Annotated in this window: 29 protein-coding genes; 20 read left to right on the plus strand and 9 right to left on the minus strand. The window is 65.4% G+C overall.

The annotated features are described in order from the left end of the window. Window positions 1-39 precede the first annotated feature (39 nt). The 3 genes from AUR_RS10880 (at window position 40) to AUR_RS10890 (ending at window position 1,688) form a co-directional block, all read left to right on the plus strand. Window positions 40-366 carry a rhodanese-like domain-containing protein gene (locus AUR_RS10880; protein WP_062094484.1) on the plus strand — a complete coding sequence of 109 codons (327 nt, stop codon included), beginning with the start codon at window positions 40-42 and terminating at the stop codon, window positions 364-366. Window positions 367-392: 26 nt separating this feature from the next. Beyond that, on the plus strand, window positions 393-1,325 hold the full coding sequence (gene pheA / locus AUR_RS10885; RefSeq protein ID WP_062094485.1) for a prephenate dehydratase: 933 nt from the start codon (window positions 393-395) through the stop codon (window positions 1,323-1,325). A gap of 132 nt (window positions 1,326-1,457) precedes the next feature. Continuing rightward, window positions 1,458-1,688 carry a hypothetical protein gene (locus AUR_RS10890; RefSeq protein ID WP_062094487.1) on the plus strand — a complete coding sequence of 77 codons (231 nt, stop codon included), beginning with the start codon at window positions 1,458-1,460 and terminating at the stop codon, window positions 1,686-1,688. Here AUR_RS10890 and AUR_RS10895 read toward each other — a convergent pair. Continuing rightward, window positions 1,685-2,743: a diacylglycerol/lipid kinase family protein gene (locus AUR_RS10895; RefSeq protein WP_062094489.1), complete on the minus strand. Its 1,059-nt coding sequence runs from the start codon at window positions 2,741-2,743 to the stop codon at window positions 1,685-1,687. The two genes, AUR_RS10890 and AUR_RS10895, sit on opposite strands and share 4 nt — an antisense overlap. A gap of 55 nt (window positions 2,744-2,798) precedes the next feature. On the opposite strand from AUR_RS10895, the gene serS reads away from it, so the two are divergent. From serS to AUR_RS10915, 4 genes are all read left to right on the plus strand, one after another. Continuing rightward, entirely contained in the window at window positions 2,799-4,088 is a 1,290-nt protein-coding gene (serS, locus tag AUR_RS10900; protein ID WP_062098922.1) for a serine--tRNA ligase, read from the plus strand. Window positions 4,089-4,178: 90 nt separating this feature from the next. Beyond that, window positions 4,179-5,024, plus strand: a complete 846-nt coding sequence (locus tag AUR_RS10905; RefSeq protein ID WP_062094491.1) for an HAD family hydrolase — start codon at window positions 4,179-4,181, stop codon at window positions 5,022-5,024. A gap of 49 nt (window positions 5,025-5,073) precedes the next feature. Further along, window positions 5,074-5,913 (plus strand): helix-turn-helix domain-containing protein, encoded by an 840-nt coding sequence (locus AUR_RS10910; RefSeq protein WP_062094493.1) that lies wholly within the window; start codon window positions 5,074-5,076, stop codon window positions 5,911-5,913. 110 nt (window positions 5,914-6,023) lie between these two features. Next, window positions 6,024-6,419, plus strand: coding sequence for a DUF1761 domain-containing protein (locus AUR_RS10915; RefSeq protein WP_062094495.1), 396 nt, complete (start codon window positions 6,024-6,026; stop codon window positions 6,417-6,419). A 21-nt stretch (window positions 6,420-6,440) separates the two neighbouring features. On the opposite strand, the gene AUR_RS10920 is transcribed toward AUR_RS10915, so the two are convergent. After that, window positions 6,441-7,181 (minus strand): GAF and ANTAR domain-containing protein, encoded by a 741-nt coding sequence (locus AUR_RS10920; RefSeq protein ID WP_069696634.1) that lies wholly within the window; start codon window positions 7,179-7,181, stop codon window positions 6,441-6,443. 166 nt (window positions 7,182-7,347) lie between these two features. On the opposite strand from AUR_RS10920, the gene AUR_RS10925 reads away from it, so the two are divergent. Then, on the plus strand, window positions 7,348-8,118 hold the full coding sequence (locus AUR_RS10925; RefSeq protein WP_062094501.1) for a sigma-70 family RNA polymerase sigma factor: 771 nt from the start codon (window positions 7,348-7,350) through the stop codon (window positions 8,116-8,118). 107 nt (window positions 8,119-8,225) lie between these two features. Here the strand turns inward: AUR_RS10925 and AUR_RS10930 are convergent, their stop codons facing one another. Next, on the minus strand, window positions 8,226-9,176 hold the full coding sequence (locus AUR_RS10930; RefSeq protein ID WP_062094504.1) for a glycosyltransferase family 9 protein: 951 nt from the start codon (window positions 9,174-9,176) through the stop codon (window positions 8,226-8,228). A gap of 88 nt (window positions 9,177-9,264) precedes the next feature. On the opposite strand from AUR_RS10930, the gene AUR_RS10935 reads away from it, so the two are divergent. The 7 genes from AUR_RS10935 to AUR_RS10965 all read left to right on the plus strand — a co-directional run bounded on the left by AUR_RS10935 (window position 9,265) and on the right by AUR_RS10965 (window position 16,129). Further along, on the plus strand, window positions 9,265-9,864 hold the full coding sequence (locus tag AUR_RS10935) for a D-glycero-alpha-D-manno-heptose-1,7-bisphosphate 7-phosphatase (RefSeq protein WP_062094506.1): 600 nt from the start codon (window positions 9,265-9,267) through the stop codon (window positions 9,862-9,864). Next, window positions 9,861-10,946 carry a glycosyltransferase family 9 protein gene (locus tag AUR_RS10940; RefSeq protein WP_062094508.1) on the plus strand — a complete coding sequence of 362 codons (1,086 nt, stop codon included), beginning with the start codon at window positions 9,861-9,863 and terminating at the stop codon, window positions 10,944-10,946. The genes AUR_RS10935 and AUR_RS10940 overlap by 4 nt, the downstream gene beginning before the upstream one ends. Continuing rightward, window positions 10,943-12,007 carry a glycosyltransferase gene (locus AUR_RS10945; protein ID WP_062094510.1) on the plus strand — a complete coding sequence of 355 codons (1,065 nt, stop codon included), beginning with the start codon at window positions 10,943-10,945 and terminating at the stop codon, window positions 12,005-12,007. Before AUR_RS10940 ends, AUR_RS10945 begins: the two co-directional genes overlap by 4 nt. Continuing rightward, on the plus strand, window positions 12,004-13,272 hold the full coding sequence (locus AUR_RS10950; RefSeq protein ID WP_021474214.1) for a glycosyltransferase: 1,269 nt from the start codon (window positions 12,004-12,006) through the stop codon (window positions 13,270-13,272). Before AUR_RS10945 ends, AUR_RS10950 begins: the two co-directional genes overlap by 4 nt. Window positions 13,273-13,340: 68 nt before the next feature. Continuing rightward, window positions 13,341-13,967 (plus strand): D-sedoheptulose-7-phosphate isomerase, encoded by a 627-nt coding sequence (locus AUR_RS10955; RefSeq protein WP_043427495.1) that lies wholly within the window; start codon window positions 13,341-13,343, stop codon window positions 13,965-13,967. After that, complete coding sequence (rfaE2, locus tag AUR_RS10960) at window positions 13,964-15,400, plus strand: D-glycero-beta-D-manno-heptose 1-phosphate adenylyltransferase (RefSeq protein ID WP_021474216.1); 1,437 nt, start codon at window positions 13,964-13,966, stop codon at window positions 15,398-15,400. Before AUR_RS10955 ends, rfaE2 (AUR_RS10960) begins: the two co-directional genes overlap by 4 nt. A 33-nt stretch (window positions 15,401-15,433) precedes the next feature. After that, window positions 15,434-16,129 (plus strand): SDR family oxidoreductase, encoded by a 696-nt coding sequence (locus AUR_RS10965; protein WP_062094512.1) that lies wholly within the window; start codon window positions 15,434-15,436, stop codon window positions 16,127-16,129. Here the strand turns inward: AUR_RS10965 and AUR_RS10970 are convergent. Then, window positions 16,098-17,249, minus strand: coding sequence for a glycosyltransferase family 9 protein (locus AUR_RS10970; RefSeq protein WP_241650910.1), 1,152 nt, complete (start codon window positions 17,247-17,249; stop codon window positions 16,098-16,100). The two genes, AUR_RS10965 and AUR_RS10970, sit on opposite strands and share 32 nt — an antisense overlap. A 167-nt stretch (window positions 17,250-17,416) precedes the next feature. Between AUR_RS10970 and rfaE2 (AUR_RS10975) the strand changes: the two genes are divergently transcribed. Beyond that, a complete protein-coding gene (rfaE2, locus tag AUR_RS10975) occupies window positions 17,417-18,955 on the plus strand; it encodes a D-glycero-beta-D-manno-heptose 1-phosphate adenylyltransferase (RefSeq protein WP_062094516.1) in 1,539 nt (512 codons plus the stop codon). A gap of 14 nt (window positions 18,956-18,969) precedes the next feature. After that, window positions 18,970-20,004 carry an NAD-dependent epimerase/dehydratase family protein gene (locus tag AUR_RS10980; RefSeq protein ID WP_062094518.1) on the plus strand — a complete coding sequence of 345 codons (1,035 nt, stop codon included), beginning with the start codon at window positions 18,970-18,972 and terminating at the stop codon, window positions 20,002-20,004. Between the two features lie 44 nt (window positions 20,005-20,048). On the opposite strand, the gene AUR_RS10985 is transcribed toward AUR_RS10980, so the two are convergent. Further along, window positions 20,049-21,128, minus strand: coding sequence for an FUSC family protein (locus tag AUR_RS10985; protein WP_241650911.1), 1,080 nt, complete (start codon window positions 21,126-21,128; stop codon window positions 20,049-20,051). A gap of 176 nt (window positions 21,129-21,304) precedes the next feature. On the opposite strand from AUR_RS10985, the gene AUR_RS10990 reads away from it, so the two are divergent. Genes AUR_RS10990 through AUR_RS11000 form a run of 3 tightly spaced genes read left to right on the plus strand, consistent with a single transcriptional unit; the run spans window position 21,305 to window position 23,306 of the window. Beyond that, window positions 21,305-22,306 (plus strand): hypothetical protein, encoded by a 1,002-nt coding sequence (locus AUR_RS10990; RefSeq protein WP_206616239.1) that lies wholly within the window; start codon window positions 21,305-21,307, stop codon window positions 22,304-22,306. Next, window positions 22,303-22,734, plus strand: a complete 432-nt coding sequence (locus AUR_RS10995) for a phage holin family protein (protein ID WP_021474223.1) — start codon at window positions 22,303-22,305, stop codon at window positions 22,732-22,734. The genes AUR_RS10990 and AUR_RS10995 overlap by 4 nt, the downstream gene beginning before the upstream one ends. Beyond that, on the plus strand, window positions 22,731-23,306 hold the full coding sequence (locus tag AUR_RS11000; RefSeq protein ID WP_062094523.1) for a DUF3618 domain-containing protein: 576 nt from the start codon (window positions 22,731-22,733) through the stop codon (window positions 23,304-23,306). Before AUR_RS10995 ends, AUR_RS11000 begins: the two co-directional genes overlap by 4 nt. Window positions 23,307-23,393: 87 nt before the next feature. On the opposite strand, the gene AUR_RS11005 is transcribed toward AUR_RS11000, so the two are convergent. The 4 genes from AUR_RS11005 to AUR_RS11020 all read right to left on the minus strand — a co-directional run bounded on the left by AUR_RS11005 (window position 23,394) and on the right by AUR_RS11020 (window position 26,428). Next, window positions 23,394-23,993 carry a MarR family transcriptional regulator gene (locus AUR_RS11005; RefSeq protein ID WP_062094525.1) on the minus strand — a complete coding sequence of 200 codons (600 nt, stop codon included), beginning with the start codon at window positions 23,991-23,993 and terminating at the stop codon, window positions 23,394-23,396. Window positions 23,994-24,102: 109 nt separating this feature from the next. Further along, window positions 24,103-24,684 carry an RDD family protein gene (locus tag AUR_RS11010; RefSeq protein ID WP_062094533.1) on the minus strand — a complete coding sequence of 194 codons (582 nt, stop codon included), beginning with the start codon at window positions 24,682-24,684 and terminating at the stop codon, window positions 24,103-24,105. Next, window positions 24,681-25,451 (minus strand): hypothetical protein, encoded by a 771-nt coding sequence (locus AUR_RS11015; RefSeq protein ID WP_062094535.1) that lies wholly within the window; start codon window positions 25,449-25,451, stop codon window positions 24,681-24,683. The genes AUR_RS11010 and AUR_RS11015 overlap by 4 nt, the downstream gene beginning before the upstream one ends. After that, window positions 25,448-26,428, minus strand: a complete 981-nt coding sequence (locus AUR_RS11020) for a hypothetical protein (protein WP_062094537.1) — start codon at window positions 26,426-26,428, stop codon at window positions 25,448-25,450. Before AUR_RS11020 ends, AUR_RS11015 begins: the two co-directional genes overlap by 4 nt. Window positions 26,429-26,579 lie beyond the last annotated feature (151 nt).

Here is a 26,579-nt window from a genome sequence, read left to right on the forward strand (position 1 = left end):
GGCTTGATGGAGACTCCTGAACCGATGGAAGGGACCGCTATGAGCGACTTCGAAACTGTAACTGTGGGGGATATCCCTGAGGGTGCCAGCATCCTCGACGTTCGCGAAGACTACGAGTGGGTAGCCGGCCATGCCGAGGGCGCGCGCCACATCCCCATGGACCAGTTGCCGGCCCGTCTGGACGAGCTGGACCCCGACGATGACCTGTTCGTCATTTGCCGTACGGGCGGGCGCTCATTCCGCGCTGTGCAGTGGCTGGTTGGTCAGGGCTATTCCGCCGTGAATGTTGCCGGAGGCATGGACATGTGGCTGGAGGCAGGGAAGCCGATGGTTTCGGACAACGGCCTCAAACCCGTCGTCCTGTAGTCACATACCTCATAAGGAATATATAGATGTCCGCAGTCCCCACGTTCACGTTCCTCGGGCCCGAGGGCACCTTCACCGAGGCTGCCTTGATGCAGGTACCCGGCGCTGCCCACGCAACCCGGATTCCGTGCACCAACGTGAATACGGCACTGGACCGCGTCCGCGCCGGCGCCGCGGACGCCGCCATGGTGCCCATCGAGAACTCCGTGGAAGGCGGCGTTACGGCCACCCTTGATGCCATCGCCACCGGCACGGAACTCCGCATCATTCGCGAAGCGCTGGTTCCCATCGTCTTCGTGATCGTGGCGAGGCCCGGCGTCGAAATTTCGGACATCAAGCGCATTTCAACGCACGGGCACGCGTGGGCGCAGTGCCGCTTGTGGGTGGAGGCGAATATTCCGAACGCGGACTACGTTCCGGGCTCGTCCACAGCCGCGGCCGCCATGGGCCTGCTGGAGGACAATGCCCATTACGACGCCGCCATCTGCGCGCCGTTGGTGGCAGCGGAGCAACCGGGCTTGAACGTACTGGCCAGCAACATCGGCGACAACCCGGACGCCGTCACCCGCTTCATCCTGGTGAGCAGGCCCGGGCCCTTGCCGGAGCGGACCGGCGCGGACAAGACCACGGTGGTGGTTCCGCTCCCGGAGGACCATCCCGGCGCCCTGATGGACATCCTGGACCAGTTCGCTTCGCGGGGCGTGAATCTGAGCCGCATCGAGTCTCGACCCACCGGCCAATACCTTGGCCAGTATTTTTTCAGCATCGACGCCGACGGTCATATCTCAGATGCGAGGGTGGCGGATGCCCTCGCCGGACTCCACCGGATCAGCCCCGCCACCCGCTTCCTGGGTTCCTATGCCCGTGCCGACAAGCAGGCGGCCGTGGTGGCACCGCACACCTCGGATGCCTCTTTTGCCGCTGCGCATGCGTGGGTTGAGGCCATCCTGAAGGGCTGACTCAGCTTCCCCGCGACCAGGACAATCAGGAAAATTGATTGACGTTTCAAGCCCCTTTCGCCGGAACCTAAGTCTGCGTATGCTTGCCTGATCCATAGACGATGGACAAATGCCCAAACGAAGGGAGCGGTCATGACTGCACACCGCGACGATCAGGACGGCCAGGGCATGATTGTGAATCCGAAGCCCTCCGGAGACAACAAAGACGACTGGGACGGTGACGATGCCGACCGTGCCGATCGCCTTCGCTTTGAAGAAGAACAGGCGATGATCCGCGAACAGGCAGAGGCCCATGCCGCGGCCAAGGCTGCCATGGAAGAGGCGGAAGACAATGCCGCCCAACCAGACAAGGGCGCTGTCTAAGCGACTGCCTTGGGTACCCGGACCAGCAGCGACCCCGGTTCCACCTGCACGGTGACCTTGGTCGCTGCGCCCATGGGGTCGCCGTCGATCTGGGTTGCCATAGGTTCCTGACTCCGGATGGTGACCTTCCGCGAGCGGTAGAAGTTCATGACCGGCAGGTTCCGTTTGTGCTTGAAAAGTACCTTGGCGTACATGGCGAGCCAGCCAACGGCGCTCCGGGGGCTCATCACAACGATGTCCAGCATGCCGTCGTCAAGCATTGCCTGTGGGATGAAGTCGATGCCGCCGGGGATCAGCCCGCAGTTCGCGAACAGGACGCTCCGGATCTTGCGGGACTGTTCAAGTTCGTCATCCATGGTGATCGATACGCGTTTCCGGCGGCCGGGCAAGTGCCGCACTCCGGCTTCCGTGTAGGCGAGCCAGCCCACGGATTTTTTGAGGTCTTCCTTGGTGTCGCCCACTACCTCGGCATCGAGTCCCATGCCGGCGATCACCAGGAACGTGTGCCTCGACGCTTCTCCGGTGATGCTGTTCTGGATGCCCATGGTGGCGGTGTCGATGTAGCGCTGGTGGCCGAACAGGGCCACCTGGATGCAATCGGCAACGTCATAGACGTCCAACTCGATGTTCCGGGCCAGCAGGTTGCCCGTGCCCAGCGGAATCAGGCCCATGGCTACGCGCTGGTGCGTCAGTGACTCGGCTACCGCGCGGACGGTACCGTCGCCGCCGCAGGCAAGAACGACGTCGGCTCCGGACTGCAGCGCTTGGCGCGACTGGCCGTAGCCCGGGTCCTCGGGGGTCGTCTCGTAAAACGTTGGGGCGTCCCAGCCCGCCAGGTCGCAGGCTTCGGTGATCGCAGCACGGGTCTCGGCGGACTTGTTCTTGACCGGGTTGAGGACCACGGCCACCTTTTGATAGCCAGGGTCCGGCTTGTGCGGATCGGCCGCGACGGCGCTCCGTATATGCCTGGCTTTAAGTCGGCGCACGCCCCACCAACTGGAGACGGCAAACACCACGCATCCAGCCAGAATCACCCACAGGATCCAGTCGCTCATTGTGCTCCAACCCTATCGTCATGGGGGCACACGTCCGATTCGATACTCTTGTGTGGTGATCGACGTAAAAGACCTCAGCGAAAACCCGGACAAGTTCCGTGCCAGCCAGCGCGCCCGTGGCGCCGACGAGTCCGTTGTGGACGCGATCATCTCCGCAGACTCCGACCGCCGCGCAGCGCTGATCCGCTACGAAACCCTCCGCGCCGAGCAGAATGCCTTCGGCAAGAAGGTGGCGCAGGCCAAGGGCGAGGAGAAGCAGGCCCTGCTGGCAGAGGTCAAGGAACTCGCGAATTCGGTGAAGGCCGCTTCCGCCGAGGCTGACGCCGCGCAGGCCAAGCAGGAGGAGCTCCTCCGCATCATCCCGAACCTTGTTGTTGACGGTGTGCCCGAGGGCGGCGAGGACGACTACGTGGTGGTCAAGACCGTCGGCTCGCCGCGGGAGTTCCCGGACTTCGAGCCCAAGGACCACCTGGAGATCGGCGAGCTGATCGGCGCGATCGACATGGAGCGTGGCGCCAAGGTTTCCGGCGCCCGGTTCTACTTCCTTAGGGGTGTTGGAGCCCGCCTGGAGATGGCTCTCCTGCAGATGGCCATGGACCAGGCCATCGAGGCTGGTTTCGTCCCCATGATCACCCCTACTTTGGTGCGTCCGGAAACCATGCAGGGCACCGGTTTCGATGTAAAGCACGACGCCGAGATCTACCGTCTCGCCGAAGACGACCTTTACCTTGTGGGCACCTCGGAGGTGGCCCTCGCCGGCTACCACGCAGACGAGATCCTGGATCTCTCCGCCGGCCCCATCCGTTACGCCGGTCAGAGTTCCTGCTACCGCCGCGAGGCGGGTTCGCACGGTAAGGACACCCGCGGCATTATCCGCGTGCACCAGTTCAACAAGGTGGAGATGTTCATCTACACCACGGTTGAGGAAGCAGCGGCCGAGCATGAGCGCCTGCTCGCCTGGGAAGAGGAGATGCTGGCCAAGTGCGAGCTTCCCTACCGCGTGATCGACACCGCTGCCGGAGACCTGGGCATGTCCGCGGCCCGCAAGTTTGACTGCGAAGCCTGGGTTCCCACGCAAAACGCGTACCGTGAGCTCACGTCCACGTCCAACTGCACCACGTTCCAGGCCCGCCGCCTCAACATCCGCGAACGCGTGGTCAACGAGGAAGGCGTTGCCAAGGGCACCCGTGCCGTGGCCACCTTGAACGGCACGCTGGCCACCACGCGCTGGATCGTTGCGCTCCTTGAGCACCACCAGAATGCGGACGGTTCCGTGAATGTTCCCAAGGCGCTGCAGAAGTACCTTGGCGGCCTCGAGGTCTTGCCGGTCCTGCAGCCCAAGTAGCTGGCATTAGTGGTTGTTCTGAGCTCTCAGAGCAACCACTATTGGCAGTCAGTTGGAAAAGAGTTCATCTGAGTCTGTTCTACTGGAACCATGACTATTCTGACTGATACTGCAGTTGCTGGCATCGATGACCAGCCCGATGCCAAGAACAAACTCATGATCGCGCTGGATGTTGACGGCACCCTCGTGGACCACGACGGCCATATGTCCCCGGCGGTCAGGGAAGCCGCCCAAGGTGTCGTAGCCAAGGGCCATGACGTCATCATCGCTACCGGCCGCTCGCTGAATGCGGCGCTGCCCATTGTTGAGCTGATCGGCTTGGAGCGCGGCTATGTGGTGTGCTGCAACGGTGGCGTCACCTTGCGGCTCGACCCCTCGTTGGAGGACGGCTACGAGATCGTCCACAAAGCCACGTTCGATCCCGCTCCGGCCCTGGAAGCACTCCGCGAGCGGCTGCCCGGCGCCAAGTACGCACTGGAAGACGAAGCCGGCAACTTCCTGTCCACCGAGCGCTTCCACGATGTCAGTTTCGGGGTCGAATCGATCCCTGTCGACTTCCGGACGTTGCTGGATTCCACCGCAGTGCGCGTCGTGGTCTTCAGCACTGAGAACACCTCGGAGGAGTTCAACACCGCAATCGGGCACATCGGCTTGTCCGGGGTGACGTACTCGGTGGGATGGACGGCGTGGCTGGACATCGCCGCCGAAGGTGTCACGAAGGCCAGCGCTTTGGAAGCCTTGCGCCTTCAACTCGACATCGATCAGGAGAACACGCTCGCGATCGGTGATGGCCGCAACGACATCGAAATGCTCACGTGGGCGGGCCGCGGCGTAGCCATGGGCCAAGCCCCCGACGAGGTGCTCGCCGTGGCGGACGAGGTCACCGGGTCAGTGCTCGACGACGGTGCCGCCCTGGTGTTGCGCAGCGTGCTGTAGCTGCCGCGCGGCAACTGCGACGGGCGCCCGGCGCTTCTAGACTGGCTGCGTGGAGTATGCAGAAATTCCTGCCCCGGCGGCGTTGCGTCCCTTCGTGGAAGGCTTTTGGTTCCTGCGGGCCGAGCCGAAGGCCAGGTATGAGAAGATCCTGCCCGGCCCATCGGCGCACCTGATCCTGAACTTGTCAGAGCCTTACCGGCTGATCAGGCCACGGGAGGCAACCGGTATGGATCGGGCGTCGGCGGAGGTTGCCGCCGGGTTTTACGCCGGCGTCCAGTCCAGTTACCTGATCAGCGAGAATCCGGAGCGCCTGCACAACGTGGGGGTGCGCCTGGCGCCCTTCGCCCTCGCGGCATTTACATCTCAGCTGCCGTCGGAGTTTCAGGGCAATGTGGTGGATGCGCAGTACGTGTTCCCGGGTTTCGCGGACCTTCGGAGCCAGTTGCTCGATGCGGAGCCGGAGCAGGCCTTCGATGCCTTGGAATCGTTCCTGCCGGGGCATCTGAGTGCTGGCTACGAGGCCGATCCCAGGACCATGGAAGCCGTGGAAACCCTTGCTGAAGAGGACGTAGAGATCGGAATTCTGGCCGGACGGTTGGGCATCAGCTCCTCGACCCTGGAGCGGATCATGATGAGGGATTGCGGTCTGCGGGCCAAGGTGTATTCCGATGTGTGCCGTTTCTTCAGGTTCGTCAACCAAGCCGCCCTCATGCCGGCGGGTTCGGCGCCCGGCCGTGAACTCCTGGGCCTGGCGGACTATTACGACCAGCCGCACCTGATCCGTGCGTTCCGACGGTTCAGCGGTTTTACACCCACCGAATACCTGCGCGTGATCCAGACGCACGGTCCCGAGTACGCCACGTTCGTGCCCGTGGAGGAACTCGCCTAGACGAACCGCAGTCCGGCCAACTCTCGGCAGCAGGTTGCGGGTTTTTTACAAGACCGCCCCACGTCCCGCCGCCTACCCTCTCCTCAGGGAACCACCAGGAAGGGAAGGCCGTGGAAATCCATATCAATTGGCTCGCAGTGCTGTTGGCAGCGCTGGCCACGTTCGTCGTAGGCGGGCTGTGGTACTCCGTGCTCTTCGCCAAGCCCTGGCAAAAGGCAGCAGGCGTGAGTGACCAGCAGCTGAAGTCCGGAACGGCGAGGGTCTTTGCCGGGTCCTTTGTACTTGCCGCGATCATGGCCGTCTTCCTGGCCGCGTTCATCGGCCGTGGCGGCCTTGTTTTCGGCTTCGTAGCCGGGCTGGCCGCAGGCATTGGCTGGGTGGCAACGGCTTTGGGCGTCAACTACTTGTTCGAACGCCGCAGCCCGGTGCTTTTCGCGATCAACGCCAGCTACAACGTGGTGACGTTCGCAGTGATGGGGGCCATCGTGGGAGCCCTGCAGGCCTGAGTCGTCTTCGCGTGTGGAGGCCTACTTGAAGTGGGTCTCCACGTTTCCGCCGCCCGCGGCCTTGACGATCGCCTCGGCAACCTCCCGCAGCTTGACGTTCCGGTTGCTGGAGGCCCTCTTGATGAGCTCCACGGCTTCGGCCTGGGTGCAACGGTTCTGGGCGATGATGATGCCGGTGGCTACGTCGATGACGGTGCGTGAAGCCATGGCGGCGCGCAGGTTGGCCGCAGTCTGGCTGTGTTGGGCAATCATGACGGCCAGGCTCAGCCCCTTCGCAGCCTGCTGCACGTAGTCCGTGGCCCGCTGCACCGTCGCCTGATCGAATCCGGCTGTACGTTCGGAGTAGAGGTTCATGCTGGCTTTGGCGCTGTCGTCCGGAAGCGGAATCGGCAGGGCAAGGATCGAGCGTATGCCTTGAGCCAGGGCCACCTCTTTGTAATCGGGCCACGTGTCGTCGGCCGCAAGGTCAGGGACGTGTACCTGGACGCCTTTCCTGGCTGACAGCAGGCACGGACCCTCGGCGAACTGGTACTGCAGTTCGTCAAGCAGGAGAGCGCGTTCTCCGCTGCTGGCGACCGTCGCAGCGGTGCGGTGGCGGAGCAGGGTGACCCCACAAAAGACGTCGGCATCGGCAGTGCTGAACATCGCAGCGGAATGCCGGGTCAGCTCGGTGAGGAATGCCTCGACGTCAGGATTATCCAGGAGCAGGTCCTGGATTTCGCCGGCCACCAGGTGGGGCGCGGCTTGTTGTTGGTCTTCCATCCGGATCTCCGAACCTTGGACGATAGCTCTTCTTTGAGGGTAGCCCTGAAGTTCAAACGAAGCTAATAATAAGGGTACTTCTCTTTTTATGATAAGTATGCTTCTCTTTTTAAGAGTCTTGCAGGGGGCTCCTAACATCAATCAGCAGGTCTAAGGATTGAAGCCGATGCGGCAAGCTCGACCCTTCCAGAACCCCTATCACGCGAATGCGCCGGAAAGCAGCCTCCGGCAAAGTTTTCAGGACGGCTTGGTCCTGGACCATTTGAACCTGGCGAAGTCCATTGCCGCCCGGTACTCAGCCCACACCCATGATCTGGACGACGTCCGTCAGGTCGCGTTCATGGGCCTCATCAAGGCCGCCCGTGGCTACGACGAGGCCAAGGGCGTCAGCTTCCCGGCCTACGCAGCCCCCACCATTGCCGGTGAGGTGAAGAGGTACCTGCGGGACCATTGCTGGGTGGTGCGTCCCCCGCGTCCTATCCAGGACATGCGGCGCCAGGTCCTCGCCAGGACAGAAGAAATGACCCAGGCCCTGCAACGCACGCCTTCCCCGGAAGAGGTCGCAGAGGACCTCAGCTTGGAGCCGTGCCAAGTACGTGAAGCCCTGATGGCGGGAACCAGCAAGCGCCCCGATTCCCTGGACGCTCCGGCAGTGGCCGGCGGCGACGGCCTCCAAGGGTCCCTCTCCAGTGCCGGCTGCCCCACGGACAAACTGGAAGACGTCCTCGCCCTGCGGAACGCCATCAGAACCCTCAGCCCCGAGGACCGCCATCTTCTGTACCGGCGTTACTACCGCGAGGAAACCCAGTCGACCATCGCCGAGGCCCTCGGAATGTCGCAAATGCAGGTATCGCGGAGGTTGTCCAAGATCCTGGTGACGTTGCAGGCGCAGTTGTTCGAGGGCCAGGCCGAACTACGGGACGGCACAGCACTCTAGGTAACACTGCCCTCCAAGGAACACTGCTCTCTAATCCGCCGGGGGTACCAGAGAGCGCCCGCAGGGCGGTGGCCAATGCCGCCGCCCTGGGCCACGCCGGCGCCAACTCAGCAGCGGAGTCCGTCCACTGCATCCAGCACGTCGCGCACCGTGACTGCCAGGAGTGCGGGGTCGGGATCAGCGGCGAAGACGTCGCCGCGGCGGAGTTCGACGGCGGTGAGGACCACGTGCGGCCCGGGCGGCGGTCCCCATTCCTCAGCGGGCGCAGGACCGAACAGGACAACTGACGGGCGTTCATAGGCGGATGCCAGGTGCGCGGCACCCGTGTCGGCGGAAACAACCAGCCGCGCCTCGGCGATTGTTGCGGCGAACTCGGCGAGCCCTTGGCGTCCGGCGAGCACACCGGCGTCGAGGTTTGCTCCTTGGCGCTTGGCCAAAGCGGCCGTCTCTTCGGCCCGTTCGCGTTCGGACGTGCCGCCGGTGAAGACGACGTCGTGTCCCGCCTTGGTGAGTTCCACGGCCACTTCCGCGAACCGCTCCACCGGCCACAACCTGCTCCCGTACGCGGCTCCGACGTGAATGACGGTGGCGCCGGGGCGAGGGGAAGCCGCCCGGGGCTTGTTGAGCCGGTAATCCAGGGGATCGGCGTCGATGCCGTGCCACGCGAGCAGCCTGGTCCAGCGCTCGCGTTCGGGAAGTCCCGTGGTCCATTCGGGTCCGTCCATGCCGGGAGACCGGTGCGCCACAATCCGTTTGGCCTGCAGCTCATTGATGCGCTGCCGGCTCTCGGCTCCGTTGCCATGGAGGTTCACGGCAACGTCCACCACGCCCGGGGCGATGGTCAGTGGGTCGTCCAGCCCGGGGGTGGGCAGGTGGTCGACGCCACCTACAAGCTCCACTGCCTCCGCCACCCACGTGGGTGCGGCGTAGAGGATGCGGTGTTCCGGAAACGCCCGGCGCAGGCCGCGCAAGGCAGGAACCGCAACCAGCAGGTCCCCCAGTTTCAGTGCGCGCAGGGCGAGCAGTATGGGTTGTCCATCGGTTTCAACATTGTTCAAGGTGGCCTCCCGCTTAGGAGTCTAGCGGCAGGAAACTTCTCCTCGTCGCGCTGTTTAGGGCAAGGAGAACTGGGGAACTTTTGCCGGTATGGGAGGAACCGGAACGTTGAAGGCGGTCCTGTTTGACCGCGATGGAACGCTCGTCGTAGACGTGCCATATAACGGCGACCCGCGACTGGTGCGGCCCATGGAGAGTGCCCGTTCGGCAGTTGCGAGGGTGCGCGAGGCCGGACTGGCCACAGGTGTGGTCAGCAACCAGTCGGGTGTTGCCCGGGGGCTGATAACTCCGGCCCAGGTGGAAGCCGTGAACCAGCGCGTCGATGAGCTGCTGGGGCCGTTCGACGTGTGGGAATTCTGTCCTCACGGAACGGAGGATGGCTGTCCATGCCGCAAGCCCGCGCCGGGCCTCGTCCACAGGGCCTGTGAGGCGTTAGGGGTGGAACCGTCGGAGGTTGCAGTAATAGGTGACATCGGGGCGGACCTTGGGGCCGCAAAGGCTGCTGGTGCCCGGGCTGTCCTGGTCCCCACTCCGGTGACCCGCGAGGAAGAGATCGTTGCAGCGGACCTGGTGGCGAACGATCTGTGGCATGCCGTGGAGTTGCTGCTGGCGCCGCCCGAAGATGCGGCTCTTTCCGCCGGGCCGGCAGCCCGGACCGGCGGCAACCCGACCCAAGGTGCACCTGCATGAGCCGCGTCCTGGTAGCCCGCTTGGACGGCATGGGCGACGTCCTCGTTTCAGGGCCGGCAATACGTGCCGTGGCCAACGGCAGCAGGCCCGACGGCAGCCGGCCCAACGACGTCGTACTGCTGTGCGGTCCGGAGGGGACCGGTGCGGCGGAAATGCTTCCCGGCGTCACTGAAGTCCACACCTGGCAGTGTCCTTGGATCGTCAATCCGGCCCCGCCCGTTACCGAAGACTCCACCCGCGGCTTGGTGGACTTTGTCCGCAGTTCCCGGATTGAGGAAGCCGTGATCCTGACGTCCTTCCACCAATCCCCGCTGCCCTTGGCAATGCTGTTGCGCCTGGCCGGGGTAAAGAGGATTACAGGCGCCTCCACCGACTACGCGGGTTCGTTGCTGGATGTCCGGCTCAGGCCGGGCGAGGATTTCCCCGAGGACCAGCCGGAAGCAGTGCGTGCCCTTGGTATCGCCCATGCGGGGGGCTTTGTCCTTCCGCAGGGCGACGACGGCAAACTGCGCGTGAACACCGCTGCAGATGACGAATTCGCCACCAAGCTCGCTGACGAGGGCCCCTACATTGTGGTGCATCCAGGCGCCGCAGCCCCCGCCCGGGAATGGCCCGCACTGCACCACGCCGCCACCGTGGAGCTCCTGGAGGCCTATGGACACCGCGTCGTAGTGACCGGAGGGCCTTCCGAGGCTTCGCTCACCGCAACGGTTGCCGGTCCTTCCGCGCAGAACCTCAGCGGCAAGACCAACCTCCGTACGCTGGCAGCGGTTCTTGAGCGGGCCGCCGTCGTCATCACTGCCAATACGGGACCCGCGCACCTGGCCGCAGCCGTGGGCGTGCCGGTGGTTTGCCTGTTCGCCCCCGTGGTCCCTGCCATCCGTTGGGCACCGTACGGGGTGCCGCTGGAACTTCTGGGCGACCAGGAAGCGGCGTGCAAGAACACCCGTGCCCGGAACTGTCCCGTCCCCGGCCATCCCTGCCTGAGTTCCGTCACGCCCGAACAGGTCCTCGAAGCCGTAGAACGCCTGCTGGGTGGCGTGGCTTCACTGGCTACCCGACGAAAGGTGTGGAAACCATGAGAATCCTGGTGTGGCACGTCCACGGAGGATGGATGGAGGCATTCGTCCGCGGACGCCATGAATACCTGCTTCCGGTAGAACCCGACGGCGGTCCCTGGGGCTTGGGGCGCGGTGGCCGCAACTGGCCGGACAACGCCGTGGAAGTGGACCTGGCCACACTGGACCCGGACAGCGTGGACGCAGTAGTCCTGCAACGGCCGGAGGAGATCGCCGCAGTGGCCCGTTCCTTGGGACGTAAGCCCGGCGTGGATCTGCCTGCCGTCTACCTCGAGCACAATACGCCCAAGGGAGACGTGCCGTTCACTGTGCACCCGATGGCTGACCAGCGCACTATCCCCGTAGTGCACGTGACCCACTTCAACCAGCTCTTCTGGGACACCGGTTCGGCCGCCACGGTAGTGATCGAACACGGCATCCCGGATCCCGGCCGCCTCTATACCGGTGAGCAGGAAGAAATGGGCATCGTGGTCAACGAGCCGGTGCGGCGCGGGCGTGTCACCGGCACCGACCTCCTGCCGGGCTTCGCCGGAGTGGGTCCGCTGCGGGTCTTCGGGATGGGAACGGAGCATTTGCCTGGAGCGCTGAACCTGAAGGGGCTGGGTCTTGGCGAGGAACGGCTGAGGATTGCCGGGGACGTTCCGGCGTCGCAGCTCCACGCCGAGCTGGCCCGTTGCCGGCTCTACCTGCATCCGCTCCGTTGGACGTCACTGGGCCTTGCGCTGCTGGAAGCGATGCACCTGGGCATGCCCGTGCTGGCGCTCGGGACCACGGAAGCCTACCGCGCCGTTCCCCGCGGCGCAGGGCTCGTCTCTACCGACGTCGATGAACTCCAGAGATTCGCCCGCCGACTGCTCAATGACCCGGACGACGCTTACGCCATGGGCCTCCGGGCCCGCGAAGCTGCCTTGGAACGCTACGGGCTGGACGCATTCCTCCGGGCCTGGGATGAGCTCCTCGGGGACTTGAGAACACGGGGGAGCGCCGCACCAACAGCAACAGCGGCCGGTGAAGGGCCCCGATCGGCACCGCCAAGCCATGATGCAGAGAGGACACACCCATGAAGATCTCCATGGTTTCCGAACACGCCAGTCCGCTGGCGGCTTTGGGAGGAGTGGACGCCGGGGGACAGAACGTCCACGTCGCCGCACTTTCCTCAAGCTTGGCCAAGCGTGGCCACCAAGTCACTGTGTACACACGCCGTGACGATCCGGAGCTGCCTGCAAAGGTGCAGGTGGCACCGGGACTCACCGTGGTCCACGTGGACGCCGGTCCCGCCCGGCACATCCCCAAGGACGAACTCCTGCCGTTCATGGGTGCCTTGGCGGACGGTATCTGCGAGGACTGGGCCGGCGATCTTCCGGACGTCGTTCACGCGCACTTCTGGATGTCCGGCTTGGCCGCGATCCAGGCGTCCCGGCGGGCCGGCGCGGCCGATCCCGTCCCCGTGGTGCAGACCTTCCATGCCCTGGGCTCCGTCAAGCGGCGCCATCAGGGCAGCGCGGACACCAGCCCTGCCGCACGCGCCTGGCTGGAACCCTGGGTTGGCCGGACGGCCGACTGGGTCATCGCCACGTGCCCGGACGAGGTCTTTGAACTGAAGGCCCTCGGCATCAGCAAATCCAAGGTCTCAATCGCTCCTTGCGGCGTGGACCTCACACTCTTTGACGGCACGGCCCAACCCGAACCGAAGCCGCGCACCCACCGCATCCTCAGCGTCGGGCGGCTGGTTCCCCGGAAGGGAGTCGACCTCATCATCCAGGCCCTGCCGCATCTGGAACAGGCAGGCTTCGACGACGTCGAACTCCTGGTCGTTGGCGGTTCCGGCGATGCCCTGACCCTCGAGGAAGACCCCGAAGCCCAGAGGCTCCGCGCGCTCACCAAGGAACTGGGCGTAGAAGACAAGGTCACCATGCGCGGCCAGGTGCCGCGCGACGCAATGCCGGGCATCCTCCGCAGCGCTGACGCGGTCATCTGCACCCCTTGGTACGAGCCCTTCGGCATTGTGCCGCTGGAAGCGATGGCAAGTGGCGTGCCCGTGGTGGCCGCCGCCGTCGGGGGTTTGCGCGAAACAGTGGTTGACCACAAGACCGGCCTGCAGGTCCCGCCGCGGGACCCGGAGGCAATCGCCGACGCCGTCGGTCAGCTCCTGGGCGACCCCGCCCTGCGTGCCGACATGGGCAAGGCCGGCCTGCGCCGCGCCCGCTCGCGCTACTCGTGGGACCGCATTGCCGCTGACACCGAAAAGGCGTACCGATCCGTCCTCGCCGCCGGGCTTTCCCGCCAGGCCGGGGAAGCTCTTGAACCCCTGGAAGGAACGGCACTGTGACCATCAACAGCCACACCACGAACACCACCGTCAAGAGTCCGGCGAAACTCAAGTCAGTCCCGGACACCATCCCCGCGGGGTGGACCGGCTCCAGCGCTACGGACACCGAGGTCACCAAGCATCTGGACAACGTTCTTCCTGCCCTCGAATCGCTGCGCTCGCAGGCAGGCCGGCTCTCCGAATGGGGTACCGAGCTTGCCAACCGCTTGCTGGCCGGCCAAAGGTTGCTTGCAGCCGGCAACGGCGGATCCGCCGCTGAAGCCCAGCACCTGACCGCCGAACTCGTGGGGCGCTTCGACTCGGAGCGGGCTCCGTTCTCAGCCATCTCCCTGCATGCAGAATCCTCGGCAGTCACGGCGCTGGCCAACGATTACGGGTACGACGAAGTCTTCGCCAGGCAGGTCAGGGCGCACGGCCGCGCCGGCGACGTCCTGGTCCTCCTGTCCACCAGCGGACGCAGCCCCAACCTCCTCAAGGCGGTCCGGGCAGCCAATGAACGCGGGATTGCAACGTGGGCCCTCACGGGGCCGGGCCCCAACCCGCTGTCCACGGCGTGCGACGAGGCCGTCACGGTGGAAGCCATTGCGGCCAACGCGCAGGAGGGCCATTTGATCGCCGTCCACGCGGTCTGCAGGGCCTTCGACGCGGAGGTTGCCCGGCGGACCGGAACCTCGGGCAGGGGAGTCCAGCCATGAAAGTGACCGTGGTGGGCGACCTCCTCCTGGACGTCGACATCAACGGAACCGCCACCCGGCTGAGCCCGGACGCGCCGGTTCCCGTGGTTGACGTGGGAGGCGTCCGGCGTCGGGCAGGCGGTGCCGGGCTGGTAGCCACCCTCCTCATGCGCGACGGCCATGACGTCACTTTGGTCACCGCAGTGTCCGACGACGACGGCGCCGCCCACCTCAGGCGCGCACTGTCCGGCGTGGAGCTGCTCACCGGAGCCCCGCTTGCCCCTACCCCCACCAAGACGCGGGTCCGGATCGGTTCGCATCCCGTAGTCCGGTTCGACGAAGGCTGTGCCCCTGCGCCAACCCCGGACTGTACCGGGGAAATGCGGGCGGCCATCGACTCAGCAGAGGCGATCGTAGTGGCTGACTATGGCAGGGGGATCACCCTCAACGAGGACATCCGCGACGCCCTCACCACGGCAGCGCACCGGATTCCCGTGGTGTGGGATCCGCATCCTTCCGGTTCGCAGCCCGTTTCCGGGGTGTCGGTGGTGACCCCCAACCTTGCCGAAGCGAAAGCCCTCGCGAAAGCGGCCGGGGTGGAACCGGGGGTGGACCCCGGCGCCGGAACCGCCCAAGCCGGGACACGACTGCTGGAACACTGGAACAGCCGCGCCGTCCTGGTGACCAAGGGCGAAGCAGGGGCGGTCCTGGTCGAAGCAACGGGACCCGCTACCGACATTCCCGCGCCCAGGACCAGCGTTGCTGATCCCTGTGGCGCCGGAGACCGACTGGCAGGGAGCCTGGCTGCCTACCTCGGCCTTGGCGTCGCATTGCCCGAAGCTGCCAGCCGGGCCGTCGCCGACGCATCAGCGTTCCTCGCCGAGGGTGGGGCCGCGTCGCTCGCGGTGGACGCCGGTGCGGTTGAACCCGGCCCCGCGGCGGCTGGACCGCGCGCAGGCGCCGGAGCCGTCGTCGAACTTTTCGGCAACCAGCCAAGCCGTCCCGACGGCGTCCAACTCGCCGCAGAAGTGCGGGCGCAGGGCGGCACCGTCGTCGCAACGGGAGGCTGCTTCGATCTTCTCCACGCGGGGCACGCGCGGACGCTCGCCGCTGCCCGCGCCATGGGGGATTGCCTGATCGTGTGCCTCAATTCGGACCAGTCCGTCCGCCGCCTCAAGGGCCCGCACCGGCCGATCGTCAGCATGGAAGACCGGGCAGAGCTGCTGCTCGCGCTCTCATGCGTGGACGCCGTGGTGGTCTTCGACGAGGACACGCCGGAGGACTGCCTCGAGTTCATCCGGCCCGATATCTGGGTCAAGGGCGGCGACTACCAACCCGATGAACTGCCGGAAGCCCGGCTGCTGGCCACGTGGGGAGGGCAATGCGTCACCGTGCCTTTCCACCCGGCCAGATCGACCAGCGGCCTGGCGGAAGCGCTCGCCAAGGTCGGCTGAACCTGTACAGAACCGCCTAACGAAAGGAACCGCATGAACACGCAAACACCTGGCCGCGTCATCGTTACTGGAGGCGGCTCCGGCCTGGGGGCCGCGATCGTGGAAGCGATCAGCAACGCCGGCGGCACGCCGGTCGTCTTCGACCGGGACGTCAGCAACGTCTCCGGCGTGAAGGCCCTGGAAGTGGACGTCTCCAACCGGGAAGCCGTGGAAGCCGCGGTGAAGGAAACCGCGGAAAGCCTCGGCGGCCTGGACGGCGTCGTAACCGCTGCCGGCATTGACCGCTGCGGAAAGCTGGGCGACGTAGCTGCCGAAGAATGGGAAAAGGTCATCGGGGTGAACCTCCTGGGCACCGTTTCCACCGTCCGGGCCGCTCTGCCGTACCTGAAGGAATCCAAGGGCCGGGCCATCACCATCGCCTCCACCCTGGGCCTGCGTGCCCTCCCGGACGCGACCGCCTATTGCGCCTCCAAGTTCGGCGTGATCGGCTTCAGCCGCGCGCTCGCCGCCGAAACCGGCGGGGTCATCGGCGTCACCACCATCATTCCGGGTGGCATGAAGACCCACTTCTTCGACGACCGCGACGAGCAGTACAAGCCGCAGGACGACTCAAAGCTCAACGATCCCGCGAATGTGGCACAGGCTGTGGTGTTCGCGTTCTCGCAACCGTTCGGCTGCGAGGTCCGCGAACTTCTCATTACCCCCGCAGAAGAAGGCTCGTGGCCGTAAGGTCCCGCACGTCCTGGACAACGTCGGCCACGGCGATGCCTTCAATGAGGGTGTCGTCGTGGCCGCAGTGCGGAGCGGTCCACCCAACCTGGGTGACGTCCGCGCCGCAGCGGGGGCACGTGGTCACCCACGACATGTGGATCCGATGCATGCTCCGGCCCCGCGCCCCCGCATTGAAGGCGTTGCCCACCCAGAAAATGCCCACGGTGGGGGTTCCCAAGGCCTGGGCCAGGTGCCGCGGCCCGCTGTCGCTCGCGAGCATCACCGTGGCCTCGTCCAACAGGGCTGCCAACTGCCCGAGGTCCAGTTCCCCGGCCACCGAACGCACCGCCTCACGGTCCCTTTCCGGAACCTTTGACTGCGCGAGTCCGACTACTTCCTGGGCCAGTGCCTTCTCCGATGCGTCGCCGACCACCAATACCTGGACACCTTCGGCTGCAAGGCTCGCGGCCGCGTCAGCAAAGCACGACGTCGGCCAGCGCCTTCGGGGATCGGTGGCACCGGGGTGGATGATCACCAGGGAGGAACGGGCCTGGTCCTTCAACCCTGCTACGTCCTGCCGGTACTCCGGTTTTGGCCGCAGCAGGGGCGCAATGATGGTGGGCGCGCCCGCAAGTCCTACCGTCTCAAGCCAGCGGTCGGGCTCGTTCTGGTAGTAGATGTAGTCCAGGTTCCGCTCCAGCCGTTCGGCATCCGGAGTCCGCGTCCCCACGGTGTGCCTCGCCCCCAGCTTCAGCAGGAACGGGTTGGAGAAGCGGCCCCCGCCGTGCATCTGGACAGCCAGATCGAACTTCCGGTTTTGCATGTCTTGGAGGAACTGTTCAAGCGCTTCCGGATCTTCGTCGCCGTCGCGGACGCCCTTTGCGAACGGAAGGACCTCGACGTCGTCCACGGGGCCTTCCGTTGCGGCCACCAACGCCGCATGGATGGGTGTTCCCAGCAGGGTCACGCGGGCTTCCGGGTAGGCGCGCCTAAGGGCAAACAATGCCGGGTAGGTATAGATGAGGTCGCCCAGCCCGCCGCCGCGCAATACTGCGATCCGCTGCACATCCTGGAACTTCGCCAGTACGGGGCCAACACCTGATTCGAGCGAGATGGCAGAAGCCGGAGAAGTGTCCATGTGGTACATCCCTTCGGGAGGAAATCGGGGGTCCCGCAGCGCTTGCCGGCTCTTGCGGCACCGGCCGCGGACCCGGTGCGGAAAACTGCTGTGCAGGTGTGTGAAGGGCGGGCCGTTGGGTACCTGAGGGAGAGCAGGAACTTGCCGCCTCAACCGGAAGGTACCCCATGGCACGCCTCTCCAATCAAGAAGGTCTGGCCGAATGGTTGCCAGGCCGCCTGGCCGAAGAAGAACCCGTTATCACCGTCATCGGCGACGCCATCCTGGATGGCTGGTGGGACGGGCTGATTGAGCGTCTTTGCCGGGAAGCGCCCGCTCCCGTGGTGCAGGTAAAGCGCCGTGACTACGCTCCAGGCGGCGCAGCGAACACGGCCATGAACCTGGCTGCCTTGGGTGCCCGTGTTCGATTTGTTTCCATGGTCGGCGAGGACACAGCCGGCCGGCAGCTCCGGCAACGGCTCGCAGCCGCCGGGATCGATGTGGACGGCGTCCTGTCGCACCCGGGCATGACCACCACCACCAAGAACCGCGTCAGCAGCGGCGGCCAGGTCATGCTTCGGCTGGACGATGAATCGGCGTCAGTGCCTGAGGACGGATTGCTGGAGCTGGCGGCCCTCATCCCAGGAGCATTGGCGGGTTCGGACGCGGTGATCCTCTGCGACTACGGCGCAGGCGCACTGGTTGGTCCGGTCCGCGAAGCGCTGCAGCGGGAACTGGATCCCGGATCACCGGGAAGGCAGAAACCCGCAGGGAGCGGCAGTCCTTTGGTGGTGGTGGATGCCCACCACCCCGAACAGTGGGCGGAGCTGGCACCGGACCTGGCCACCCCGAACGCCCAGGAAGCTGCCCTGCTGCTCGGCGTTGAGCTGCCCGGTGGTGCTGCGCGGTGCCCCTTCGTGGAGGCCCACGCTGCCCAGCTCATGGCCGCCTCCGGTGCGGCCGCCGTCGTCGTAACCCTGGACCGGGACGGCACGCTGACCGTGCGCCAAGGCAGCGACGGCGAGGTGGCCACCCACCGGACCTGGGCGCGGCCGGAAGCGGAGAAGCAGGCCTCCGGCGCCGGGGACACCTTTGTTGCCGCGCTGAGCCTGGCGCGGGCAGCCGGGCTGCGCCTGACCACCAGCGTTGACCTTGCCCAAGCAGCCGCCGACGTTGTGGTCCACCGGCCCGGAACATCCGTGTGCAGCACCGAAGAACTGGGCCGGCACCTCCGGGAATTCGCGGACACCGCACTGACCGCAACCGAGCTGGCCAAACAAGTTGAGGCACACCGGCAGGAAGGGCGGCGGATCGTCCTCACCAATGGCTGCTTCGATGTCCTCCACAGGGGCCACACCCGCTACCTCAACCAAGCCAAGCAACTCGGTGACGTACTGGTGGTGGCCCTCAACAGCGACTCCTCGGTCCGGCAACTGAAAGGACCGGACCGCCCCGTCAACCACGAGGCCGACCGTGCAGCCGTGATCGCGGCGCTCAGCTGCGTGGACCATGTCACCGTGTTCGACACCCCCACGCCCATCCCGCTGATCGAGCTCCTGAAACCGGACGTCTACGCCAAAGGCGGCGACTACACGCCGGAAATGCTCGCCGAAACAGCTGCCGTGGAAAGCTACGGAGGAACGGTGACTATTCTGGATTACGTGCCGGAACACTCCACAACGGCCGTCCTGCAACGCATCCGCTCCACAGGCGAAACCACCAGCTGACGGAAAGAGGGTCCATGCGAATCGTCATCACCGGAGCTACGGGAAACGCGGGCACCGCCCTGCTGAAGCGGCTCCAGAAGGCCCGGTCCCAGGAGGGGGCCGACCTCCAGCTGGTAGGCATTGCCCGGCGGCAACCCGATCTGGAAGCCGCGCCCTTTAAGGGAGTCGAGTGGCACAGTTTGGACATCGGACACCACCGCGACCGTGAGGCATTGGACAAGGTCATGGCCGGGGCGGACGCCGTGGTGCACCTGGCTTGGGCGATCCAGCCAAACCATAACCGCAAGCTTCTGCGACGCACCAACGTGGCGGGTACTGCCCACGTCCTGGGTGCTGCCCGCAAGGCAGGGGTGGGGCACGTCGTGTGCGCCTCCTCCGTGGGGGCCTACTCACCGGCGCCGAAGGACCAGAGAACCAAAGAAGGCTGGCCTGCCGGGGGAATCAAGGGCTCCCACTACAGTGTGGACAAAGCCGCGCAGGAGAGGCTCCTGAACAACTTCGCCAAGGCAAACCCGGATGTGGTGGTTGCGCGGCTGCGGCCGGGGTTGATCTTCACCTCGGAAGCCGGCAGCGAAATCGGACGCTATTTCCTGGGCAGGGTCCTCCCGCGGCTGATTCCCCGCCGGCCCTGGCTCCCCGTCCTTCCCGTCCCCAAGGACCTGATCTTCCAGGCCGTGCACGCAGATGATGTGGCCGACGCGTATTGGCGGGTCCTCAGGGAACGTGCCGAAGGGGCCTTCAACATCGCAGCCGAACCCGTGCTGGATCCCAATGCGCTCGCATGGATCCTCCATGCCCGGCGCCACCTGCCCATCCCGGTGTCGTTGCTGCGCGCCGTCGTCAGCGCTACATGGCGGCTGCGGATGCAGGTGACCGACCCCGGGTGGGTGGACATGGCGGCGGGCGCGCCGATCATGGACACAAGCCGTGCGCGGACCCTTTTGGGGTGGATGCCCCACAAATCGTCGCTGGAGGCATTGACCGAGATCGTCGACGGACTGGGCGCGGGAAAAGGCCGGAAAGCTTCACCGCCGCTGACACCCCGTTAACCCGTATTGCTGCCGGTGGCGTTCGGGAGCGACTTGTTCGGGCGCTACCTGGATGACAGCACGGTGATCATGCGCCGGAGGCTCATGGCCACCGATGCTGCCGCGTTCACGGATGCCTGACCCGCTGCTGCCTCGTTGATGGCATCGCCCAGCGCGGCCACGCAGTCCCGCGCTTCGCCCAAAGCGGGTTCGAGTTCGAGCTCTTCGTCACTGCGCCACCGGTCGATCACGTCAGCTACTGATTCGAGCGCTTCGGAGAGGTTGCTGAGTACGCTGTCCGGGATGACGGTCCCGGCGCCTTCTTCCCAGATCACGCTTTGCAGCACGTCGGTGATGTCCTGCACGTGGAAGGTCAGCCTCTCCACGGTCCGCAAGCCGGCAAGGTCTTGGGGGAGACGGGTGGCACGACGGTGGGACCTGGGATTCGCTTTCGCGCTCAGTTCCGCTTGGTACACGGCAGTCCGCACTCCCGCTGCTGTTGTGTCCAGCAGGTCGCTGCGGCTGGCCCAGGCCTCATGGTTTGGCGGCCACGATTCCTGCATCGCCTGTGCCATGTCCCTCAGCTGGCGGGACAGTGCGTTCCGGTGCCCTTCCAAGGCGGGGTCTACCTGTTCCAGGTGCAACGGCGGGATGATCAGCCAGTTCACGGTCAATCCGACCGCTACGCCCAGGGCCATCTGGAGGACGTATCCGAAGGAGAAGCTCTCCGCGTTGGAATCACCCAGTAACAGCACAAAAAGCGCGGCCATGGGGATCCACTCGGAAGCCGTGCCCAGCCGGGGGAGGCCGCCAATGAGCACGCCGAGGCCGATCACCAGTGCCACGGAGAAACTGGAGGGGTCGGCGAACGTGGTCACCGCAAAAGCCATGCCGATGCCCAAGGACAGTCCCAGCAAACTCTGGAACCCGTGCTTGGCGGAGTCGGCCACCGTCGGGTGCATGCTCACCAAGGCACCCAGCGGCGCGTAGTAAGGGTAGGCGGCAGCCGGTCCGGGCATGAAGGGGGCCAAGTACCACGCCAGTCCTGCAGCGAGGGCGGTTTTGGCGGCAAACAGCAATCTGTGGCGGGTAAAAGTCCTTCGGAGCGCGGAGATCAGCCGTCGCCTGTTGGGGATAAGGCGCATCTTCCCAAGATTCGCAGGTCTTGCATGGTGTGTCGAACCGGCGCTAAAGGAGAGCGAATGTTTTTTGATTGGTGCGATTGAATCCCCGGACAGCGGGTACACACCCCATTGATAGTAACGATACTTACTATCCCGGCTGCTGTCCGCAGCCTGCCAACTGTGGAAAGAGAGCGACAATGACTGAGAGCCAATCGCCGCAGGACGGAAGCTTCGCGGCGCCTCGAAACGGGGTCCCCGCCGGGACCGAACCTTACTCCGGAAGCTACCTGGACTCACCAGTTGAAACCGAGGCCGACACCGCCACCACCAGCACGGCCGGATACCAGGGCGGCGCGTCGGGATCCGGCACTGTTGATAACTCGGGGTCCGGCACTGTTGATGCCGCCAAGCAGGAAGCTGCAGGAGTGGCCAGTACAGCCAAGGACGCCGCCGGTGGCGTGGTTGATACCGCCAAGGGCGAGGCCGCGAACGTGGCCCAGGAAGTCAAACTCAACGCCCGCCAACTGCTGACGCAGACCAAGGGCGAGTTGACCGACCAAGCCGCTACGCAGCAGCAGCGCGTCGCCGAAGGGCTGCGGTCCATCTCCGATGAACTGTCCACCATGGCAGGTGCGTCGAACAACGGCGGTGTGGCCGCGGACCTCGTCCAGCAAGCCGCCGACCGTTCATCATCGGTTGCCCAGTGGCTGGAGAACCGCGATCCCGGATCCTTGCTGAACGAAGTCAAGAGCTTCGCCCGCCGCCGGCCGGGTGCCTTCCTCCTGCTCGCAGCCGGAGCCGGTGTCCTTGCCGGCCGTCTGGGACGGGGCATGGCAGACAACGCCTCCGCTGAAAGCACCGGGGCCACTGCCACTTCCGCACCGAGGGCCGAGTACTACCCGAGCTCCGGCGGCGCAGTGCCGCCACCCGCCGTCGACCTCCCGGGTCCGGATGCCACCACGGCAAACTACGGCACCACGCCCACCACGGGCTACGGCACCACCGCCGGAGTCACGGCTGCCGGCGGAGCTGCAGGAGCAGCCGGCTACGGAGCCGGTGGTTACGACGCCGGAACTACCGGTGGGCTGGAGGGCTCCACGGCCGCCTACCCGGAAACCGATGGTGGAACCAAGGCGCAGGGTGACCCGCTGGCCGGACCGCTGGATCCCGATGACCCCTCCTATGGAGGTTCCCGATGACCAGTCCCGCTGACCTGCCTCCCACGGAAGCCCACCTCAAAGCGGAAACCGTACCCCTCGGGGAATTGCTGGGCGACCTGACGCGCGACGTCTCCACGTTGATGCGCCAGGAAGTCGAACTCGCCAAGGCCGAGCTCAAAGAGTCGGCCACCAAGGCAGGGAAGGGCGCCGGCATGCTGGCCGGAGCCGCATGGGCCGGGCACCTCGCCGTCGTGTTCCTTTCCCTCGCCTTGTGGTGGGCCCTGGGCCAGCTTGTTGGCCTGGGATGGTCGGCCGTGATCGTTGCCGTTATTTGGGGCATCGTCGCGGCAGTGCTGGCCAGCATCGGCCGGAAGGAACTGAAGACCATCAACGGCATGCCGCGTACCGCTGAGACAGTCAAGGAAATACCTCCAACCTTCAAACCGAACACTGAGGAGACACGATGACGCAGAATCCCGACGCCCTGCGCGCCGACATCGAACAAACCCGCAGGCGGCTCAGCACCAACGTTGACGCCGTGGCGGATAAGGTCACTCCCTCGCACATCGTCAACCGGCGTGTTGACCGGATCAAGACGGCCGTGTTCGGCGCCCGCGACGATGTCCAGGATGCTGCGGGCAATGCCGCGCACCAGGCTCACGACGCCGTTTCCGGTGTGGTTTCCGATATCGGTGACGCGCCGCAGGCCATCACGCGGAAAGCCCAGGGCAGCCCTGTGGCAGCCGGCTTGATCGCTTTCGGTGCGGGTCTCCTCGTTTCGGCTCTGTTCCCGCCGTCGGAGAAGGAGAAGGAAGCCGCCCAGGCTGTGAAGGAAGCCGCGCAGCCCTTGACCGACGAGCTGAGCCACGCCGCCCAGGAAGTCGCCGAACACCTCAAGGAACCGGCTACCGAGGCTGTGCAGAACGTCAAGGAAACCGCCGCCGAGGCTGCCGGTCACGTCAGGGACGAAGGCCAGGCTGCGGCCGCCGATGTCCAGGACCGTGCCACTACCGCGAAGGACAACTTGGGCAACCAGTAACTGCCCGCCTCACCCAACTGAGTCGCAGCTCCGCGCGTTTAGAACGTCCATAACGCGCAGAGCTGCGACTCAGTTTGGGTTTAAACCTCAGCGCACCTCGAGAATCAGCTGCAGTAACCGGGCCGCGGCCGGGCGGGCTGCATGCTCCTCGGCCCACTGCGCCCGCGCCACGGCCCTGCTCACGGCCTGCGTGCTGATGCCCAGTTCCTGAGCCACGGCCTTCTGCTGCCCCCGAACGCCCGGCGTCAACAGGTCCAGCACCCGCCACTCCGCCACGCTGCGTTCCTGCACTATATGTCCGAGCAGCCGGAGCACAGCCTCGGCTTCCGCGGCTTGGTCCGCATACGGTCCGTCGACCGCTACCGGCACGCGCTCTTTTCCATACCGGAGGCGTTCAACAGCCCGCCGGGCGTACACCAGGCCGTGGCCGGAGGCATCCTTCACCAGGTTCGGCAGGGGTTCATTGATGGGTCCAACGCCGATTCCCACGTACCACTGCCCGCTGCGCAGGGCTATCAGGGCCGATTCAACGGCTTGGTGGCTCGAGTCGACGATGCCTTGCACTTCATCCTCAACCGAACGGTCAAAGTCGATGAGCGCCGGTATGTGCCGCAGGTCCTTCAGGAGCTTCGGCACCAGATCGCCGTCGCGTCGACTGTCGCGTTGGTTGATGGTCAGCGTGAACATAGTGGATCACATGCTACCGGCTGGTAGCTGCTCCGCAAGGCTGCGGATTCAGTGTTACCCGGTCCGGTGCGGTTTGGCTGAAAAGTACGACGGCGGGCGGACGTTCCGGTTATTGCCCGGCTTGGTTGGCTGGTGCCGCCTTTGGATCGGCGATCGGCTGCTGTCCCTGTGCCAGGCCCGAGCGGCGGTCGATTGCCACGAATTTCGGATCCCAAGTGTCGCCGGAACCGCCGCTCAGCGCAGAAGCGATCATCATGAACAAGTAGAACGGGAAGAAGGACCAGCAAACCGCGCGCCAACCGCCCAACCAGGCTCCCGCCGTCGTGCCGTTCTTGATGCGCACCGAACGCATACCCGCTGCGGCGTCCCCGACGCTGCCCGACGTTCCCCAGATCATGCCGTAAACGAACAGCCCGACGAACCACAGGACGACGTAGAGCGCGAGCCAGAAACCGTCGTTGAAGGCAAGCAGTGAGCCGCTGTTCATCATGGCATTCCTGGCGACCGCCACCATCACGGCGATGACGCAGTAGCCCGCCACGAACACCAACGCGTCCAGCACCCGGCCCCAGAAATGGGCGGCACCGGAGGCTTTGACGTACAAGGCGCCGGACTCGGTGTGGCGGCGGACCTGCCGGCCGTTGGCCGCGTCCACGAGTCCGGTGGCGGTCTGCGACGTCGAATTGCTCATGCGGCGAGGCCGCCCAGGATGCCGGCCAGGCCGGCCGCCGACGTTTCCTTGATTTCGAGCGAGACTGCGTCGCCCTCCACCTGTGGAGTCAGGACGTGGACACCGGACGGACCCGTGTACACGGTGATGGTGGGGAAGTCGTTGGACTCGGTATTGAAGGCCACAATGTTGCTGGCTGCCTCGGTGTCAGCGAGGGCGGTTGCAGCGTACTCCTCGAACTTTGCCTCCGTGTAGACGGTGGCTTCAGTGTCCTGCCGGGCTGCGTTCTTGGGGTCGACGAACTCCGCGAGGCGGGGTACCAGCTGATCACGGGTGACAACCGTGAAGCCGTGCAGCCCGCCCTCGTCCACTTCCTCGATAAGGACGCCGTCGTCGTGCACGTAGCCATACAGCCAGCGCTTTCCGGTGGAAACGGTGCGCTCCACGGAGACCACGCTGTTACCGCTGCGGCGGAGGGTGAGGGCGCCTGTGATGTCCTCAGTGGCGTGCAGGCGCGAAGGTTCGGTCTCGCCTTCGAAGACCACCGGGTACACCAGTTCCTTGGCGAGCAGCCCGCGCAAGGCCACCGCGCACATGAGATCCTTGCTGGCGTCCTGCGAGCTCAGCCAAGGGAGCGCCACAATCTGCTCGTGCTGCACCCCATCGAGGGCCACTACTTCCTCGTCCGTCAGCGTGGGCAGGGCAGCTCCCTCCGAGGTGGCCGAGGCAAGGACTTTCGCTGCCGCTTCGATGTCCCTGGCGGTCCATTTCATGGTGGTGCTTGTCATCCGAATATCCCTCCAACAAACTTTCCGACTGACTTGGCGGCATCACTAACCCCGTCTGCCACCTTACTGCCTACGTCCTTGGCGAAATTGCCCACTTCCCTGGCGCCGTCGGCAAGGTAGCTGCCCGGATTGCGGGCGAAATTGGTGATGGAGGACCAGTTGTCGGCCACCAGGTTGCCCAGTGCCCAGGCCCCGGCAACGACGCCCGCCCCGATCACGATCGGGGCGCCCACCGGTCCCAGCAAGGCCGCGCCACCCGCGGTCATCAGCATGACGCTGCCGACGCCGCCCACCACGGAGAGACCGCCGGCAACACGGTCGCCTGTGCCGCGCCAGCCGTTGTGCTCGGGACTGATCATGTCGCTGATGCCGCCAACAATATTGAGCGGGGCCGCGAGGGCGCCTGCCACCCGGAGGCCCTTCGAGAGGCGGCTGGCATCCTGGAAAGCCTGGCTGAAGGGAATGTTGGCTTTGAGGTCCGTGATGACGTCGGTGACCTTTTCCCCGTTGCGCAGTGCGGTCAACGCGTCCTTGATGACGGTGCCCCCGGCACGCCAGTTGGTGAGCACCTCGCGGGTCTTGACCCATTCGGCGTGGCCCAGGTTTCCGTATTTGTAGGCAGTCCAGAGCTGGGCCGCGAGGTCCTTGACGCCCATCCCGGTGCCGTAGACGTCACTGAGGACACCCACGGAACTCCGGGATCCGTCGTTGTTGCTGGCGAATTCCTGCTGGTTGGCGTTCTTCTTCAGCAGGCTCGCGTTGTCCCGGAGCATGGTGGCGGCCTTGACCAGGCTCTGCCGGTGCTGGCTGTTCCAGTCGTTCTTGAACATGGTGGCGTCACGGCCCTGCCAGGCCGTGGCCGAGTTGATGGCGTTGGACAGCTGGGCGCTTTGCATGGTGATCGTGTCCGCCGCTTTACCCATCACGCCGGCCAGACTGCGAAGCTGCGCAATGTCGGCGCCATAGAACCCGGCCATGTGGAACCCCTTTTTTGTTGCATGAGTCGATGAGAGTCTCGTCCCACCCTAGGCGGGGCGGGCAAGCGCTGCGATGGGGAGCGGTGCCCATCGCGGCAGCGCTTAAAGGGCAGCGCTTAAAGTACGACGGCGGGTGGTGGGGTCCCCTTCA

Origin of the sequence: Paenarthrobacter ureafaciens, from assembly GCF_004028095.1 — a bacterium.
GTDB lineage: Bacteria > Actinomycetota > Actinomycetes > Actinomycetales > Micrococcaceae > Arthrobacter > Arthrobacter ureafaciens.